This window comes from Oceanobacillus sp. GQ8 (assembly GCF_059758495.1).
In genome coordinates, this window is sequence record NZ_JCAXEV010000004.1 from 397,542 (window position 1) to 413,328 (window position 15,787).

The 15,787-nt window shown below is 38.4% G+C and carries 21 protein-coding genes and 1 pseudogene; 6 read left to right on the forward strand and 16 right to left on the reverse strand.

Translation table 11 applies throughout. The annotated features are described in order from the left end of the window. Window positions 1–13: 13 nt before the first annotated feature. From AC6CHS_RS14465 to AC6CHS_RS14515, 11 genes are all read right to left on the reverse strand, one after another. A complete protein-coding gene (locus AC6CHS_RS14465) occupies window positions 14–373 on the reverse strand; it encodes a cupin domain-containing protein (protein ID WP_238018765.1) in 360 nt (119 codons plus the stop codon). Beyond that, window positions 373–819, reverse strand: coding sequence for a YrvL family regulatory protein (locus AC6CHS_RS14470; protein ID WP_498237135.1), 447 nt, complete (start codon window positions 817–819; stop codon window positions 373–375). The genes AC6CHS_RS14465 and AC6CHS_RS14470 overlap by 1 nt, the downstream gene beginning before the upstream one ends. Window positions 820–828: 9 nt before the next feature. Continuing rightward, on the reverse strand, window positions 829–1,005 hold the full coding sequence (locus AC6CHS_RS14475; RefSeq protein WP_498237137.1) for a hypothetical protein: 177 nt from the start codon (window positions 1,003–1,005) through the stop codon (window positions 829–831). 12 nt (window positions 1,006–1,017) lie between these two features. After that, a complete protein-coding gene (locus AC6CHS_RS14480; protein ID WP_498237139.1) occupies window positions 1,018–1,380 on the reverse strand; it encodes a hypothetical protein in 363 nt (120 codons plus the stop codon). Between the two features lie 142 nt (window positions 1,381–1,522). Continuing rightward, window positions 1,523–2,017, reverse strand: a complete 495-nt coding sequence (locus AC6CHS_RS14485; RefSeq protein ID WP_498237140.1) for a GNAT family N-acetyltransferase — start codon at window positions 2,015–2,017, stop codon at window positions 1,523–1,525. A gap of 149 nt (window positions 2,018–2,166) precedes the next feature. Then, window positions 2,167–2,541, reverse strand: coding sequence for a DnaJ family domain-containing protein (locus tag AC6CHS_RS14490; RefSeq protein WP_498237142.1), 375 nt, complete (start codon window positions 2,539–2,541; stop codon window positions 2,167–2,169). Window positions 2,542–2,764: 223 nt separating this feature from the next. Next, window positions 2,765–3,319, reverse strand: coding sequence for an SLOG family protein (locus tag AC6CHS_RS14495; RefSeq protein WP_498237144.1), 555 nt, complete (start codon window positions 3,317–3,319; stop codon window positions 2,765–2,767). Window positions 3,320–3,410: 91 nt separating this feature from the next. Continuing rightward, window positions 3,411–3,824: a CotD family spore coat protein gene (locus AC6CHS_RS14500; protein ID WP_498237146.1), complete on the reverse strand. Its 414-nt coding sequence runs from the start codon at window positions 3,822–3,824 to the stop codon at window positions 3,411–3,413. A 138-nt stretch (window positions 3,825–3,962) separates the two neighbouring features. Next, complete coding sequence (locus AC6CHS_RS14505) at window positions 3,963–4,736, reverse strand: ABC transporter permease (RefSeq protein WP_498237147.1); 774 nt, start codon at window positions 4,734–4,736, stop codon at window positions 3,963–3,965. Further along, the gene (locus AC6CHS_RS14510) at window positions 4,723–5,700 is read right to left on the reverse strand and encodes an ABC transporter ATP-binding protein (protein ID WP_498237148.1); all 978 of its coding nucleotides are present in this window, start codon (window positions 5,698–5,700) and stop codon (window positions 4,723–4,725) included. Before AC6CHS_RS14510 ends, AC6CHS_RS14505 begins: the two co-directional genes overlap by 14 nt. Before the next feature lie 310 nt (window positions 5,701–6,010). Continuing rightward, window positions 6,011–6,589, reverse strand: coding sequence for a GNAT family N-acetyltransferase (locus AC6CHS_RS14515; RefSeq protein ID WP_498237150.1), 579 nt, complete (start codon window positions 6,587–6,589; stop codon window positions 6,011–6,013). Between the two features lie 125 nt (window positions 6,590–6,714). On the opposite strand from AC6CHS_RS14515, the gene AC6CHS_RS14520 reads away from it, so the two are divergent. The 5 genes and pseudogenes from AC6CHS_RS14520 to AC6CHS_RS14540 all read left to right on the forward strand — a co-directional run bounded on the left by AC6CHS_RS14520 (window position 6,715) and on the right by AC6CHS_RS14540 (window position 10,049). Further along, entirely contained in the window at window positions 6,715–7,098 is a 384-nt protein-coding gene (locus AC6CHS_RS14520) for a hypothetical protein (protein ID WP_498237152.1), read from the forward strand. After that, window positions 7,035–7,802 (forward strand): membrane protein insertase YidC, encoded by a 768-nt coding sequence (gene yidC / locus AC6CHS_RS14525; RefSeq protein WP_498237153.1) that lies wholly within the window; start codon window positions 7,035–7,037, stop codon window positions 7,800–7,802. The genes AC6CHS_RS14520 and yidC overlap by 64 nt, the downstream gene beginning before the upstream one ends. A gap of 112 nt (window positions 7,803–7,914) precedes the next feature. Beyond that, window positions 7,915–8,316: pseudogene (locus AC6CHS_RS14530) on the forward strand (recombinase family protein); the annotation flags it as partial. Window positions 8,317–8,379: 63 nt separating this feature from the next. Beyond that, on the forward strand, window positions 8,380–9,342 hold the full coding sequence (locus AC6CHS_RS14535) for a helix-turn-helix transcriptional regulator (RefSeq protein WP_498237154.1): 963 nt from the start codon (window positions 8,380–8,382) through the stop codon (window positions 9,340–9,342). A gap of 74 nt (window positions 9,343–9,416) precedes the next feature. Continuing rightward, window positions 9,417–10,049, forward strand: coding sequence for a type 1 glutamine amidotransferase family protein (locus tag AC6CHS_RS14540; RefSeq protein ID WP_498237155.1), 633 nt, complete (start codon window positions 9,417–9,419; stop codon window positions 10,047–10,049). Window positions 10,050–10,650: 601 nt separating this feature from the next. On the opposite strand, the gene mscL is transcribed toward AC6CHS_RS14540, so the two are convergent. The 3 genes from mscL to AC6CHS_RS14555 all read right to left on the reverse strand — a co-directional run bounded on the left by mscL (window position 10,651) and on the right by AC6CHS_RS14555 (window position 12,855). Continuing rightward, window positions 10,651–11,046, reverse strand: coding sequence for a large conductance mechanosensitive channel protein MscL (gene mscL / locus AC6CHS_RS14545; RefSeq protein WP_498237157.1), 396 nt, complete (start codon window positions 11,044–11,046; stop codon window positions 10,651–10,653). Between the two features lie 245 nt (window positions 11,047–11,291). Further along, entirely contained in the window at window positions 11,292–11,444 is a 153-nt protein-coding gene (locus AC6CHS_RS14550) for a small acid-soluble spore protein P (RefSeq protein ID WP_058949927.1), read from the reverse strand. Window positions 11,445–11,505: 61 nt separating this feature from the next. Next, window positions 11,506–12,855 carry a dihydrolipoyl dehydrogenase family protein gene (locus AC6CHS_RS14555; RefSeq protein ID WP_498237159.1) on the reverse strand — a complete coding sequence of 450 codons (1,350 nt, stop codon included), beginning with the start codon at window positions 12,853–12,855 and terminating at the stop codon, window positions 11,506–11,508. A gap of 111 nt (window positions 12,856–12,966) precedes the next feature. On the opposite strand from AC6CHS_RS14555, the gene menC reads away from it, so the two are divergent. Next, window positions 12,967–14,085: an o-succinylbenzoate synthase gene (menC, locus tag AC6CHS_RS14560; protein WP_498237160.1), complete on the forward strand. Its 1,119-nt coding sequence runs from the start codon at window positions 12,967–12,969 to the stop codon at window positions 14,083–14,085. 117 nt (window positions 14,086–14,202) lie between these two features. Here the strand turns inward: menC and AC6CHS_RS14565 are convergent, their stop codons facing one another. Then, entirely contained in the window at window positions 14,203–15,135 is a 933-nt protein-coding gene (locus AC6CHS_RS14565) for a manganese-dependent inorganic pyrophosphatase (protein ID WP_498237162.1), read from the reverse strand. Between the two features lie 71 nt (window positions 15,136–15,206). Continuing rightward, entirely contained in the window at window positions 15,207–15,773 is a 567-nt protein-coding gene (locus AC6CHS_RS14570; RefSeq protein WP_498237164.1) for a hypothetical protein, read from the reverse strand. Window positions 15,774–15,787 lie beyond the last annotated feature (14 nt).

A 15,787-nucleotide genomic window follows, 5' to 3' on the forward strand; every position in this document is an offset into this window, starting at 1 on the left:
TCCTCCATTACTCTTAATTCCTTTCCTTCATAAACGTCCCAGGATCAATTCCTTTTCCTTCTATTGTAATGGCAGTCATTCCTTTTTCAGATTTTGTTTCATGCCATTCGCCAGCCTCCCAGAATACAGCCTCACCTTTCACAACTTTCACTTCCTTCTGTTCACTACCGGTAACCATTCCTTCTCCTTCCATAATGAGGAGTAGCTGATCTACCGTAGCAGGATGCAACCCAATGACACCATCTACATCTAAATGCATACAGGAAATTTGTAGATTCGCATTTTCTGTGCGGAGGATACGGGATAGCCAAAAGTCAGATTCATAGCGGCTGATGTGTGTGCCCACCTCTTTATCAAAACGAAACAATTTCATTAGTCTTTTCCTTCCTCCTTATCTTTAATAGCAAATTCAGTAAGTGACAAAATAATGGCAATCATCATCTCTTGCGGTGCTGAGATAGTAATGCCCGTTATAAACTCATCGACTGAAAAAAGTGCTAGCCATCCTGCAATACTATCAAACAGAATATATAAGATACCCCTGTATTTCTTGGCAAAAATCGCAACTCTAACAAAGAGTATCTTAAATATCAGCTCAAATACCAAGCCAACCATGAAATACCATATGACGAACACTATTAATGATGATATTGAAGGGTACTCTATTCCTAAAATCGCAAATAACCCAGCTAAAGCAAAGAAATAAACAGCCATGAACATAACGAGAAAAAGGAGAACGAACAAGCCTAACAAAACCCCACCAAATATCTTTCCTATTACGCCTAAGTCATCCTTTTTTGCATTCTTTTTCTTGAACATTCCTCGCTCCTAACTCATTACGTAATAGATAACCCCACTAACTACGCTGAATGCTCCCAGGAATATAGCTAGTTGGAGCTTTGTGCTATTATTCAACCAGCTCCATCGTTTCCGTTCAATATCAAACCATAATACATCCACTATAACGGGCACTAAAACTAATACCATTACTGCTATCCAGCCCACTTTGTGTCCCTCCTATTCCATACCGGATATGCCAACAAGAATAAAACCAAAGAGGAGACTGATTACCGAAACACCCGCCAAAAACCACGCGACTGCCTGGTTATTTTTACTTTCCTTCCATGCAGCCAACAGACATAATATAGCTGAGCTGAGCCACAATAAATCAAATAAAAAGTTTCCTACATTGAAGGGAAATAGTTCGTATACTTGAGTCAAAACCATTACCCAATGAAGTAAAAGCGTTACAAAAGCAGCCCAAGATAAGCGATGTGGCCGTTCTTTCCATTTTCCGTTTACAAAAGCAAGTATTATAAAAACTGCCATAAAAGCAGAGACAAATCCTGTAGCAATATAGATAAACTGTGTTAAGGCCAAAGTATCCCTCCATGTTCTCAAATCGTTTTTTACCTATGCTTATCGAAAATAGGCATGATTGCGAAAATTTAATTCCTACTTATATAATTGTCATATTTCTTGAACATGTATATATACGATTGAAACGAATTATTGGTTTCGATTAAATCTTGTGTATCTCTTTGACCATTCGCACGGTCTTCAACGTATGGCCGTCTAGTTCCTCGTCAAATGTGCTATGGACTCGAAAACCTTTAGCGATATAAAAGCTTTTTCCGAGCTCATTGTTTTCTTCTACATTTATAAATAATTCAGTCGCACCCTTTAACTCGTGGATCCCTTTTGCAAGTAATGCACTGCCTATGCCTTTTCCCTGAGCTTTTGGGAGGAGATAGATTGCACTTAGTTCCACTTCTCCCTTCTCTTTGACTCGAGAAAAGTTAGCAAACCCAACAATTTCATTGCTTGTTTCCGCAATATATAAAAACGAGGCTTTCATCCTTCTTTGCATCATCTCATCACTATATGCCATATTAATAAAATTTCGCTGAACCGTTTCTGGTATGATCCCTTTGTATGTTGCCTTCCAGCTCCTCCTTGCTACATTCTGTACTAATGGGATATCCTCTTCCTCCATTAATCGTATGACCGTTTCCATCCAATCCCACCCATATTCCAATATTTTCAAACATTATAACATTAATCTTTTTAGGGAAGTACCCTAATTATTATTTTTCGAGAAGAAGTAAAGTTAGTTAAATATGAAAAAAGACAAAATCGTTAAATTGATTTTGCCTCTGTTCTCATTTATTTATCTGTTATGCGATTTCGTTGCAAAGACGGCGGGCAAGCAAAATTGTATTCTTTCACTAGCTTATTTATCTGCTTAATTTTTTTGGTCCGCTCTTTTCCTTCTATTTGGGATAGCTCCTCTTTTAGTTGATCTATCTTATTTGCAAGCTCCACCCATCTTGGTAATACATTATTATCTTTCATTGTTTTATAAAGTTGCTTTTCTTCAGGATTAAGATAGTCTTGCCCGAGTTGCAATGGTTTTCCTTTTCCTGGGAGATCTTCAAAATGCCCTTCTCGTTCAGCCTTTTTAATTATCTCTGATAAATGATCCTTATACTCCAGTCTTTCTTCTATTTCAAACGGCTCTTTCTTTTTATCCAAATCCACCAGCCCCCTCTAATAAAAGCTTCACCATTATATTCGCTATAAAGGGAAAGATCCCTGCTTAATCCAGGTAGATGATGTGCTGAATTTCTCAGGCGATAATCACGCTTCTCGGCCGATATGCTCGTTCTCTCAGGCGATAATCACGCTTGCTCGGCCGATGTGCTCGTTCTCTCAGCCGATAATTCCGCTCGCTCGGCCGATGCAATATCCCTCCATGAAAGAATCATTGCCAATAGTCAGGGTCTGCCATCCGTATTTCTTCTACAATATCGTCCAGATCAGCAGGGGTTATAGTGTATACGGGATAAGCTTCTCCAGCTTCCTTTGCGGCACTATACAAGAAGCGGTTGCTCCCAGGAAATTCCTCATCCATTAAGATTAGGCTTGCGTCACTTTTATCTACTAGCCACATGTTTTTAGCCTTAAACTGGTAGGCTCCTTTATAATCACCTTTGTAAATCGGCTGAAAGAAGTCTGCAAGCATCTTAAGCTCCTCATACTTTTCTTTAAGGGGATCAGGCCAGCGACTCTCCTGGTTTTCGAACGGCGGAAATACACCTAGCTTGATATCATACTCCTCCTGCAAAGAAAAAATAATATCAGCCGTCCAAAGCTCTACGCCCATTTGACCAGAAATGATAACCCATTCCAATCCCTCTTCAATAAATTGGATAAGCCTTTTTTGAATTGCAGCCTTTACAATATTAATTCGGGGATCGTTTTCTTTAAATATATTTATTTCGGCAGGTTTATAACCTGAAACAGCTAAAATCTTCATATGTATCCTCCAAACAATAAACCTGTTATGAGAAAAGAAAGTCTCTTATAGAAAAAGGCTGACATGATTACCGTCAGCCTCTGTTTCTAAGTTAACACCATTTATTTGGTTTTTGCCACTGTTTTGATCCACAATGCTTACCATATCCTGGGTTCATTGCTCCTGCTACTTGACCATTTGGTCCCATGCCTGGATACATTGCTCCTGCTACTTGATTATTCGGCCCCATTCCAGGGCTCATTGCTCCTGCTACTTGGTTTGGTGATGGAACGTTGAAGGATCCACCGTACTGATTTACGCTGTTTGACGTGTTTTGTACAGATGTGGAGTGTGGAAATACATGCTTGTTCTTAACTAAATGATGGTTCATAACCGTTGTGTGTGATGGATGAATATGCTCCACAACACTCTCTGAATATTGGTTAACACAGTTATATTTCGTTGGATGAACTACTTGCTTTGGCCTCTGGCAGCCACATCCACAGTGATGCCCATGATGTCTCATTTAAAATCCCCTTTCCTGTGATAGGTTCATTAATAACCTATGACAGTTGGCCTGATATTGTATAAGACATCGACCTAGTGAGGAAAATAATTTACCCAAACGGCATTCTAAAAAGCGATATTGGTTCATGCTAATCGTTTAATAATGTGCCAGCAAGCCTTTTTTCATCGCTACGTTCTCGCAATAAAGGAAAACCAGAAGACCAACTATAAAATAGACGACTCCGTTAACCGTTAAAATAATAAAATCGCCTGCACCTAACTGCGTTATTGTAGCGCCATTTATCATAACATCCCGCACCATATCCACCCCTTTAACAAATGGGAAATACGCTAGAAATGGTGCTGTAGAGAGAGGGACAAAGGTCAGACCCGCTAATATAAACTGGAGAATCTGTAAAAACGCCTGCACTTGCTTTAAAATAATTGACATCCCGGCAATAATAAAACCAAGCCCAAACATACTGACCAATGACAGAGCAAGAATAGGTATGAGCGCAACAAGATCAATGTTCAGTGATTGCCCGGTTGTCAGCATGGATAAATACAACAACGCAACAATCATAAAAATATTTACAATGGTAGAGGAAAACAGTCTCGTGACCATAATTCTCCACATCCCCATTGGTGACATACACAGCTGCTCCAATGTTCCACGCATCGCTTCATTCGTGATTTCCCAGCCAATGTTGTTGACAACCATCATAGCTAAAAACCAGAAAATGTAGTTGACGATTACATACTGAGTATTCACATCCTGAGCGCTCGGGTCACCGATAAGCTGAATCCCGGCAAACATGCCGAGAAAAATAACATAAAAGGTAATGATCATAGCTAACGTGTTTGGCAGGTATCTTCTCAACTCCAAATATTCTTTTCTTAAATTTGCTTTGAATAGATTAAGCCAGCGCATGATCTGTCACCTCCCCTTTTACGATTTTCATAAAGATTTGTTCAAAGTTGATGGTCTTCCGGTCAATTGATTCTACTGGTGTACTTTCTGTCTTTAACACTTCAAATAAGTCATATATTTCTTCGTTACGCTGCAAGTCAATTTCCAAAATCGATTGGTGGGTATCTGGGATGTATGTAAGGGTTGGGAAAAATCGGAGTAATTTCGTATGTTGTTGGTCGGTTAAGCGTGCACCTAGAGTAACCTTGTACGACCTAACCTCAAATAAGCGTAGGAGGTTCTCGACTCGATCATCGGTAACAATGGTGCCGTTATTAATAATGACAGTTCGCTCACAAAGATCTTGAATCACATCCATGTCATGTGAACTGATGATGATTGTTCGATTATAATCTTTTACAATGCCACGTAACAGCTCTCTTACTTCATATCCTGTCTCGACATCAAGACCAAGTGTTGGTTCATCGAGAAGAATGACATCACTATCTGCAAGCATCGCTACAGCTATAGCCAGTTTTTGTTGCATTCCCCTAGATAGACGATTAACAAGTTCATGTTCTTTGTTTTTTAAATTGAATTTAGCTAATAAATCTTCAATTTGTGTAGCCGCTTCCTTTCTAGAAACACCTCTGTTACCTGCAAAGTAATCCAAGTTCTCTCTAACAGTTAAACGCCAGTAAAGATTACGGTTTCCTTCCAGCACAGAACTTATATGCTGTAATGCTTTCAAACGTTTTTCCTGGTTGTTTATCCCACTAATTAGGATTGTCCCCTCATCAGGCTTTAGTAACCCACAAATCATTTTAATCGTAGAAGTTTTTCCAGCGCCATTTGGGCCAAGTAATCCGAGAATCTCCCCTTTTCTCACTGTGAACGAAATGTCGTTCACAGCCTGTACGAGCTCTTTTGTCTTTCTCTTTTTATACGTCTTTTTTACATTGCTTACTTGAACTATGGAGTCCATTCACTCATCCCTTTCTTCATTTTAATTTGGTATATTTCCATGGTAAATAAAAACAGAATAAGACACGACAATCTCTAGTACGAAAAAAATTCAGCCTGGAGACGGAGGGTTCCTAAGACTGACATTTGTATGATTTCTGGGAGGATGTGATAGGAGGATTTTTATACGTTTACATACGAAAACCGAGGTGAAAAGTTCCCTCGGTTTTGTGAAGTGTTTAGTTTTAGAGGATTGAATGAGTTGGTAGTGTACCACTATTAGAACTAGAGGGCGTTTCCTGCTTCCCGTTACCAAACTACCAACGACCTTCTCACAACGTTTTTATATAACAGACACACTCATGAACACGCTTAAATTTTTCTTTTACTGCTTCTTTATTTTCCCCTGTATAATGGGCCCACCCCTGCACTAACTGCATCTCACTATTATTCTTTTCTATCTTTGGCAGTTCGTTTCCTTCCATGAATATATGGAGATAGGATGAGACTAACTTGAAATGATTTTTTTCATACCATGCCCTCACCCATAAGTCATCTCTTGTCCATGCCTCCAAATACGTTATTTGTTTTTGGGCTGCTATTTTTTCTAGTTCCTTTAATAATTTTTCGCCAATCGATTCTCGCTGAAAGTCCGGATGTACGGCAATATGCCAGATCATTGCCCCTTTTTCTTTCTTCCCAGTACAAACCCGATTCTCTGTTGTATCATATTCTGCATCAAGAATTCCGACAATCTTCCCTTCGCTGACTGCAACTAACTCGATAGACGGATTCTCATAGTGCTCTTTTTCTCTTAGTACATTATCAAAATATGCAGTCTCAAGAAAGGAGAGTGCACGGCAGCGAACCCAGCCTTTTTCATCGCCTGGTTTATATTGTCTAATTTCCACGAATTAACCCCTATCCTTCTAATTAATAGATGTATTATAATGAAAGTATAGCAAATAAATGAAACTTTTTTGCTTACAAAACGTATAAACCAAATATCCAAACAATATAAAGGGGGTGAATACCATTGTTTATTGAATTTATGTCGGAGCTAGCAAATGATTTTTCACCAGTGTATGCGTACGTCTTTAGCATTCTGCTGTCTGTCTATTTTTCCTACAAAGCTGCTGATGTTCAATTTGGCACAATAAAAAAGACAAATGAATTTTATACACGTAATACGCATGCGAGCATGATCCGATCTTTATCGGTGCTCATTACGATCGGCGAAACGATTGACAAGCGAAACTGGCGCTCCCATAAAATGATGTACCGGGACGCAGATGATGATACAGACGCTCCTTCCTTCTCGTTATACAGACAGAACCAAAAACGAGGAGGACAACAATGGAAAAACAATCGGTATTTACACCTATTAAAAAATACAGCTTTATCGGGGTCATTCTTTTAATCTTTTTGGCAGGTTGCCAGGGGAATGGCAACGGAGAATCAACTGGATGGTTTCAACATTATTTAGTAGAAACTTTCTCCACCATTATTAAGGGAACAGCGAACTTTTTAGGAGATAATTATGGTCTCTCTATCATTCTTATTACGCTTCTTGTTCGCCTTCTAATCATGCCATTTATGCTAAAGCAAATGAAAAAAAGTGCTGAAATGAAAAAGCATATGGACGTCGTTAAGCCTGAAATGGATGAATTGAAAAAGAAATACAGTGATAAAAAAGATGTAGATTCACAGAAAAAGATGCAACAGGAAATGATGCAACTCTACCAAAAACACGGTATTAATCCACTTGCATCCCTTGCCGGTTGCCTACCGCTACTAATTCAGATGCCCGTATTACTCGGCTTCTATTATGCGATCAGGCAGACACCAGAAATTGCGACACATTCGTTTTTATGGTTTAACCTCGGACAAACCGATCTGTTGCTAACCGCAATTGCCGTAGCTATATATTTCTTGCAGGCAAAGGTTTCACAAATTAACATGGCACCAGAAATGAAAAAGCAAATGGCTATCATGGGATATTTATCACCAATCATGATTGGTATTTTTTCATTTAATTCACCTGCAGCCTTGCCACTATACTGGTCTGTAGGAGGAGCTTTCCTTATCATACAAACACTTATAGCTAAGAAAAAATATAGTTAAACAACTGGAGAGCACGTTGCTAAACATACCCCCATGCTAGAACTAGCATGGGGGTGAAATATTTTGAGGATTATATTATAAGTAGAAAAATCAGTGTACATCTTGGTAAGGTGACATTATTTATGTTACGGACTTAACTCGGAGTACTCGTAGTACGCAAGATATATTTGAATTAATCGATACGGAGTAAAAAGGCAAATTTAAAATCCTTAAAAGATACATGGCTAGATTCATCAGAAGATAATCCCTACAGCCAATTCTTAATTACGGTCATGGCAGGTGTAAACCAATTAAAAGTGATCTTATCCGTATGCGGCAGCGTGAAGGGATTGAACTGGCTAAGAAAGAAGGAAAGTTTAAAGGTCGGTTAAAGAAGTACCATAAAAATCATGCAGGACTGAATTATGCAGTAAAGCTTTATAAAGAAGGAGATATGACGGTAAATCAAATTTGTGAAATTAAAAATGTGTCAAGGGCCTCATTATATAGAAAGCTATCGGAAAGAAACAGTTGATGAGTTATACCAAAAATCGGAAATATAGAATAGAAAATAAATTTCATATAGAGGTGGAATTATATGCCTAAAATTGACAATATGTTAGCAATTCTATGGATGCTTCGTTCTGGTGAAAAAATTACTGCAAAACAAATTTCAGAAAAGTTAGAGATGAATATAAGGACTGTGTATCGTTATATTGATACAATTTCAACAAGTGGCGTACCTATAATTTCAGAACCAGGACATCACGGTGGATACACTTTATTGAAAAATTTTATTGAGGCCCCTCTTTTTTTTGATTTTGAGGAGCAAACTTCACTATTTCACGCTGCTGTCTTTGCAGAAGAAGCCGGATATTATGGAGGTGAAGCACTAAATAGGGCCATTTCAAAACTAAGTAAATACTCAAATCAAGAGCAGGAAACAAAGATAAACCAACATGTAACTAGTCTTGACGTAATAAGTCGATTAAATTCACTCTCTATGGAACCTTTTTTGAAGGAGTTGGAGCAGGCCGTAGCTAACGGGTACTCAGTAAAAATTCTTTACCATAAAAGTGGCGAAAAGCAATTAAACTATAGATTGGTCGATCCGTACAGAATTATCTATTGGAATAATAAGTGGTATGTGATTGGATTTTGTCATCTTAGGAATGATATCCGTAGTTTTAGAGTAGATCGTATTGAAAGTCTAACGCTAACCGAAAGTAAGTTTAACCGACCAGAAAATTTTTCAGCACGTGACTTTTTTATAAAAGGTCTTCTTCCAACTATAGAAGATAAGGAAGGGATTATTTCTTTGGTTATTAATGGGGATAAAAGTGTATTGGCTGATATTTGCCAACATTGGTTTTTAGGACATTACTTACAAGAACGGACTTCAAATGAAGCAGTTTTTCTTCTTGAAAAAGATCTGGTAGATACATATGTACCTTATTTGCTTTTACCGTACAATAAATCTATTAAAGTTATTGAGCCAATAAGTCTTAAGAAAAGACTTATTGAAGTTCTGTCGGAATTAATAAAATTTCATCAAGAATGATAACTACCCTGACGTTAACTGTCAGGGTAGTTATATTATAATAGCTATATCAATTGTGATTGGAGTGTTATTGGATGCAAACAAAAAAAGTTTTTCTATATGTATTTAATACAATGTCGGACTGGGAATATGGATATCTAATTGCTGAACTAAACTCAGGAAGATATTTCAAAAAGGATTTAGCACCATTAAAAGTAATTACAGTAGGAGCTAATAAAGAAATGATTACTACTATGGGAGGACTGAGCATAAAACCAGATATTTCCCTTGATGAATGTACTCTTGAAAATAAAGATCTTTTAATTTTACCAGGAGGGACTACTTGGAGTGAAGAGATTCATCAACCTATCTTGGAAAGAATTGGCCAAGCTTTAAAGCTTGGCACTATTGTTGCTGCAATTTGTGGTGCAACTGAGGGCCTCGCGAATATGGGATACTTAGATACTAGAAAGCATACAAGTAATAACTTAGAATATACTAAAATGGTATGTCCTAACTATAAAGGAGAAAAGCTCTATGAGTTGGAATCTGCGGTATCTGATGCGAATTTAGTTACTGCATCAGGAATAGCTCCTCTCGAATTTGCAATGGAGGTACTGAAAAAAATAGATGTATTTACACCAGATGCATTACATTCATGGTATAACCTAAATAAGACTCATAAACCTAAATACTTCTTCCAGTTAATGAATTCAATAAATAAATGAAGTAACTGAAAAGCTCAATTTCTATATTTTGATTAGTAGAAGTGTTGGGCTTTTTAATTTGGAATTTGCTTATCATTGTAAATCCGCATTTTCCTGACGCCTACCACTATAAAGATCTACAAAGCCATCTCGTAAAAATATTTCTACCATTTTTGATTTTGTATAAAAGCGATTTGTATACTTAAGTTTTAAAAGGGATATTTTCTGTTAATGACCTCTTCTGCTTTGTTATCATTACCTATAATTTTTCTAAGATATAAATGAGCTTAGTAGGTTGTTTTTACAATTATTTCAACTTTAATTACATCATCCAGCGGAGAAAAATGCGAAGACTCCTTGAAAATCCAATCGCATTTTCTGCGTGCGATGGATCGCTGTCGCAGCCTTACTTGTCCAGTGGGAACAGCACGAGTCCGAAGACCCCAGAAGCGGTAGAGAAAGGAACAAAGGCTAAGGTCGCCACATCCTGTGGCAACGCCTTTGTGACCAACATCCTGTTGGCCCGAGTTTAAGGCCGAGCCCACGGAAAGCGGAGCATTTTTCGTAGCGCAGAATGAATGTAATCTTGTTATGCTCCGCTAGTCAGTTACTTAGATCATCTTTAAGAACTATGTTTATTCTGCTCACGCAACAAGTCCCTGATTTCGATCAACAACTCTTCCTGTACACTGAACTTTGTTACTTCTTCTTCCACCACTTCCTCTTCTTTCTTGCGCTTCAATTTCATTGTAAGACGAATAAAAAGAAAAATAGAAAACGCGACGACGAAAAAGTCTATAATGGATTGAATGAATGTCCCGTATAATATCTCTGCATCACCAAATGTATATTTCAGTCCCGAAAGATCCACACCATTCATAAGTATTCCTACAAGCGGCGTAATGATATTGGTTACTAACGATGTGACGATCCCACTGAAGGCTGCACCAATTACAACAGCAATGGCTAAATCCATAACATTTCCTTTAAAGGCAAATTCCTTAAAATCTTTCCACATATGCTTGACTCCTTCCCTAACTATGCATGACAAAATGATAGCAGAACTTTGCTGTTATGTGAACAGATCGCCTTAAAGAGACTGGGAAATAACTAAATAGGTTTTTAAACCGCTTCGGGAGAAGAACACTACGCTAAACTAGTTTTTTTCATACAAAACCCGAACTAAGCAAATCTTTTTCAAGAATTTTGCATTATAGTTCGGGGTATTATCTAGCCAAGATACTTTTATTCCACTCACTTTTTTTACATATCATGATGAACATTGCGATTTTGTCGCGAATGATTTTTATTCTTAACCTGTTTTGAACCACTTAATGGCTCCCCATATGGTTGTTGCGGGCTTTGTGGCAATTTTGGCTTTTCCTGCTGTTTTGGTCCTTTTGGTTTTCCACCCATGTGATTTCCTCCTTCCAGCTAGTAATTAGCTTTTGAGAAAGAGGGGCAAATTATGCATTTGTTATAGCATGGATGGAATATCAGAGACAGCAGTTGGAAAAGCATAGACAACACTTTTCAGTTTGCCAACTGGTATACTCATCTGAATAGCCATTGCAAAATAATTAATCAGTTCGTCAGATTTCCCACCAATTAAATGTGCACCTAGAATTAAATCTGTTTTTTTATCTATAATGATTTTGACAGCAGCCGGGGCATCGTTTGTGTGACTGTACGTAAACCATTCCGAAATGTCTTGATGGTTTACCTTTACATCATAATTAGCGTCTTCTGCCTCTTTTTCCGTTAGACCTGCTTTAGCCAATTTCGGCTCAGAAAAAACAACAGACGGAATTCCATTATAGTTTGCTTCTTGTTTTGCATCTGAAACAATGTTTTGCGAAACAATCTGTCCCTCCAATTCTCCTACTGGTGTTAAAGGAGAGCCTTTAGTATCTGCTACATCACCAACAGCATAGACATGTTCATTGCTGACACTTTGTAAATACGTGTTGACGGTTATCCCAGTCTTGCTATGATTAACACCCGCCTGATCTAGCTGGAGATCGTCTATTTGTGGAACGCGACCGCCCCCATGTACGACTAAATCTCCATGGAATGAAACTTCTTCATCGCCTTTACTTGCCTTTACAATATATTCTTTATCATTTTTTTCAATTGCATTTACTGAACTATTTAAATGAATGGAAATCCCTATTTCTTTCGATTTTTTTTGCAACAGGTCTACCATATCGGAGTCAAATGATTTTAATGGCTGTTCTCCACGTTGCACAATATGAACATCACTTCCTGCTCTTGCAGCAATATGGGCGAACTCAAAGGAAATGTATCCACCACCCACAAAGATAACACGTTTTGGTAGCTGATCAAGTTCAAGAAAGTCTTCACTATACGTAAGGTGTTCCGCTCCGTCAACTGGTAATGGAGCAGGGCGAGCTCCTGTTGCAATAACGATTTTTCCCCCTTCTAAGACCTTCTCCTTAATTTTTAGCGTTTTTTCCTCTAAAAATTGCGCTTGGCCATGAAACGTTTCAATTCCTGCTTTTTCAAAGCCTTTTTCCTTCGCTTCGGGAACTGGCTCTGTAAAGGAACGCTTGAACTCCATCAGGTCCTGCCAATTAATCTTAGCAGGCTTTGCAATCCCCTTTCCTTTCATCCGTTCTGTTTCATCAATCATGGTTGCAGCACTCGCTAGTACCTTTTTCGGGTTACATCCCCTCAATGGGCATGTACCTCCATAAGCACGTTCATCTATAACAGCAGTGCGCAGTCCTTCTTGTGCACAAGAAGTTGCCACTGAAGATCCAGCGGGTCCTGTCCCGATTACAATCACATCAAATTTCTCTGTCACGCTTTCCCCTCCTAGTTACTATTCACGCATAATAATTTTCCCCTTTGCTTATAAAGGTTAAACTTTTTCAATATGAAGGGAAGGTGTAAACTTAAACGAGGAGGGATTTAAATGACGATTCCAATACAGCAAATCACATTACACCATTTAAGCATGGAACTTAAACAACCCTTTACAACAAGTTTTGGGACTGTGGCAAACAAAGACTTTTACATCACAGAGATTGATGATGGACAAGGAAACCGAGGCTTTGGAGAATCTGTTGCATTTACAGCTCCTTGGTATACAGAGGAAACCTTCACCACAACCGGTCATATAATGAGAGATTTTTTAATTCCTATCTTATTAAATAATTCGATCAAGCACCCTGATGATGTTTCGAAGCTTTTCACAACTATAAAACGGAATAACATGGCGAAATCTGCCTTAGAGGGCGCAGTCTGGGACTTATATGCCAAACGTGCAGGCCAATCACTTGCTGAAGCCTTAGGTGGGACGAAATCAAAAATTGAAGCAGGCATTGCCATTGGCATGCAGTCTTCCATAGAGGAATTATTACATAAAATTAAGTTGAGCCAGAAAAATGGGTATAAACGAGTGAAACTGAAAATTAAACCAGGTAAAGACATTGATGTCCTTAAGGAAGTACGGCACCACTATCCGGGCCTGCCCATCATGGTTGATGCAAATTCTGCTTATACATTAGAGGATACAGCAAGGTTAAAGGAGTTGGATGCCTTTCAATTATTGATGATAGAACAGCCTTTAGCACATGATGATATAGTAGATCATGCAAAGCTACAAGCAGAAATTGATACCCCCATTTGTCTAGATGAAAGCATTCATTCTCTTGAAGATGCGAAAAAAGCGATTGAACTTGAAAGCTGTCGGGTCATTAATATAAAACCAGGCCGAGTCGGTGGCTTAACCGTAGCAAAACAAATTCATGATTATTGTGTGGAAAAAGGCATTGCCGTTTGGTGTGGCGGTATGCTTGAAGCAGGTGTGGGAAGAGCGCAAAATATTGCCCTTTCTTCTTTGGAAGGCTTCCGTTTTCCTGGAGATAACGCCGGCTCAGACAACTACTGGAAAAAAGACATTATCCTACCTGAGGTTGTCGCCGAAAACGGATTGATCACCGTTCCTACAGATCATGGAATCGGCCATGCCATTGATTTTGAAGCCTTAGCCCAATTCAAAGTCGACGAGGAGACTTTTATCCAGAAATGAAAAAAGCTAATCACGATTTTGACTCGTGATTAGCTTTTTTAACATGTAAATAGCGCAGATATTTTACTTCAACTGCCAGAAACGAGGCTATTTAAAGCATGTCTGCTCTACAATTTATTATTTGGTAAAGGCATCTGTTAATGCTGTTACGATTTGTTTTTTACGTGACACAACGCCTTTTAACAAGGCACGGTTATTAGCATCAAGGGACACATCAAATGCCTGCTCAACTTCCGCTTTTCCACTACCAAGCGCTAACACTTCGGAGTCGTTGTTAAGAATATCCGTCACAACGAACAGAAATAGATCTAACTCTTTATCCTTAATAATTTGGGCAATCTCTGTATCAATATCATCTTGGAATTTATAAATTGCGTTCGTGTCAACAGCGTTTACCTGTGCAATTTCCACCTTAGCTTCACCCATAGAAAATTCTTTCGCATCCATTGTCAGTAAATCTGTTACAGATTTATCACTCAAGTCTGCTCCTGCCTGTAACATTTCAAGGCCGTATGTTTCTAGGTTTACACCAGCTAGTTCTGCCAATTCATATGCTGCATCGACGTCTTCTTTTGTACATGTAGGAGATTTTAATAAAAGGGAGTCGGAAACGATAGCGGAGACAAGAAGTCCAGCTATCTCTTTAGATACCGCGACACCTTTTTCTTTATACATCTTATTTAAGATAGTTGCTGTACATCCAACTGGTTCAGCGCGAAAGGAAAGTGGCTCTCTTGTTTCAAAATTCGCGATGCGATGATGGTCAATAACCTCTGCAATGCGTACATCCTTAATATTATCAACACTTTGTTGGAATTCATTGTGATCCACGAGAATCACTTCTTTTATGTCAGATCCTACTGTTTCAATTAATTCAGGTGCTTGTACACCAAAATAGTCGAGTGCAAATTGCGTTTCCTTGCTAACTGTTCCAAGTCTGGCAGCTTCTGCATTCACGCCAAGCTTTTTTTTAAGATCAGCGTAGGCAAGTGCTGAACAAATGGTGTCTGTATCTGGATTTTTATGTCCAAAAATCAATGTTTTTTCCATATTCATTCTCCTTCTTTCACAATATCCACTATAAGATTATCATACCTACTATGTAGATGAATAGCGATTTACTATTTTAATGTTTCGGTTACCCTCCAAATTTTATCAGAGCCATTATAATGATTCAATGCTATATCAAGATCATGGAAATATCGGTGTAAATGTCTAACTTGTTCCACTTTCTCATCACTAATAGTAGCCTTTGCAATCTCCACAATTGCTTGAAGATCTGTTTTTAATGCATCACTTTGGACCGTATCGATCTCCTTCTCAATGGTTCCAATGATCTCTTTTGCTTTATCCGTTTGTTCTTTCCAATTAAGACTGTTAATATTCCCATAGCCTGTTTTATCATTATAAAAATCATGGGTCTTCGCTATAAAATCACCTATCTCAACGTGTTGCGCTCCTACTGTCTCCTGAATCTCTTCAATCTCTTTTGCAGTGTCCGCATCGACTTCCTGCCCCTCTGTCGCCTTCTCATTCTGTGCATTCTCCAAGTCCTCAATTGAAAAAACACTATTAATGTTGAATACGTTAAAAAAGAGTAACAATGAAGCTATGAGTGCCACGGAGAAAATTATGACCAAGCTCCACCCAAACCATCCGATTTTTCGTTTTTTCTTACTAGTTTCCAAATCTGCTCATCCTT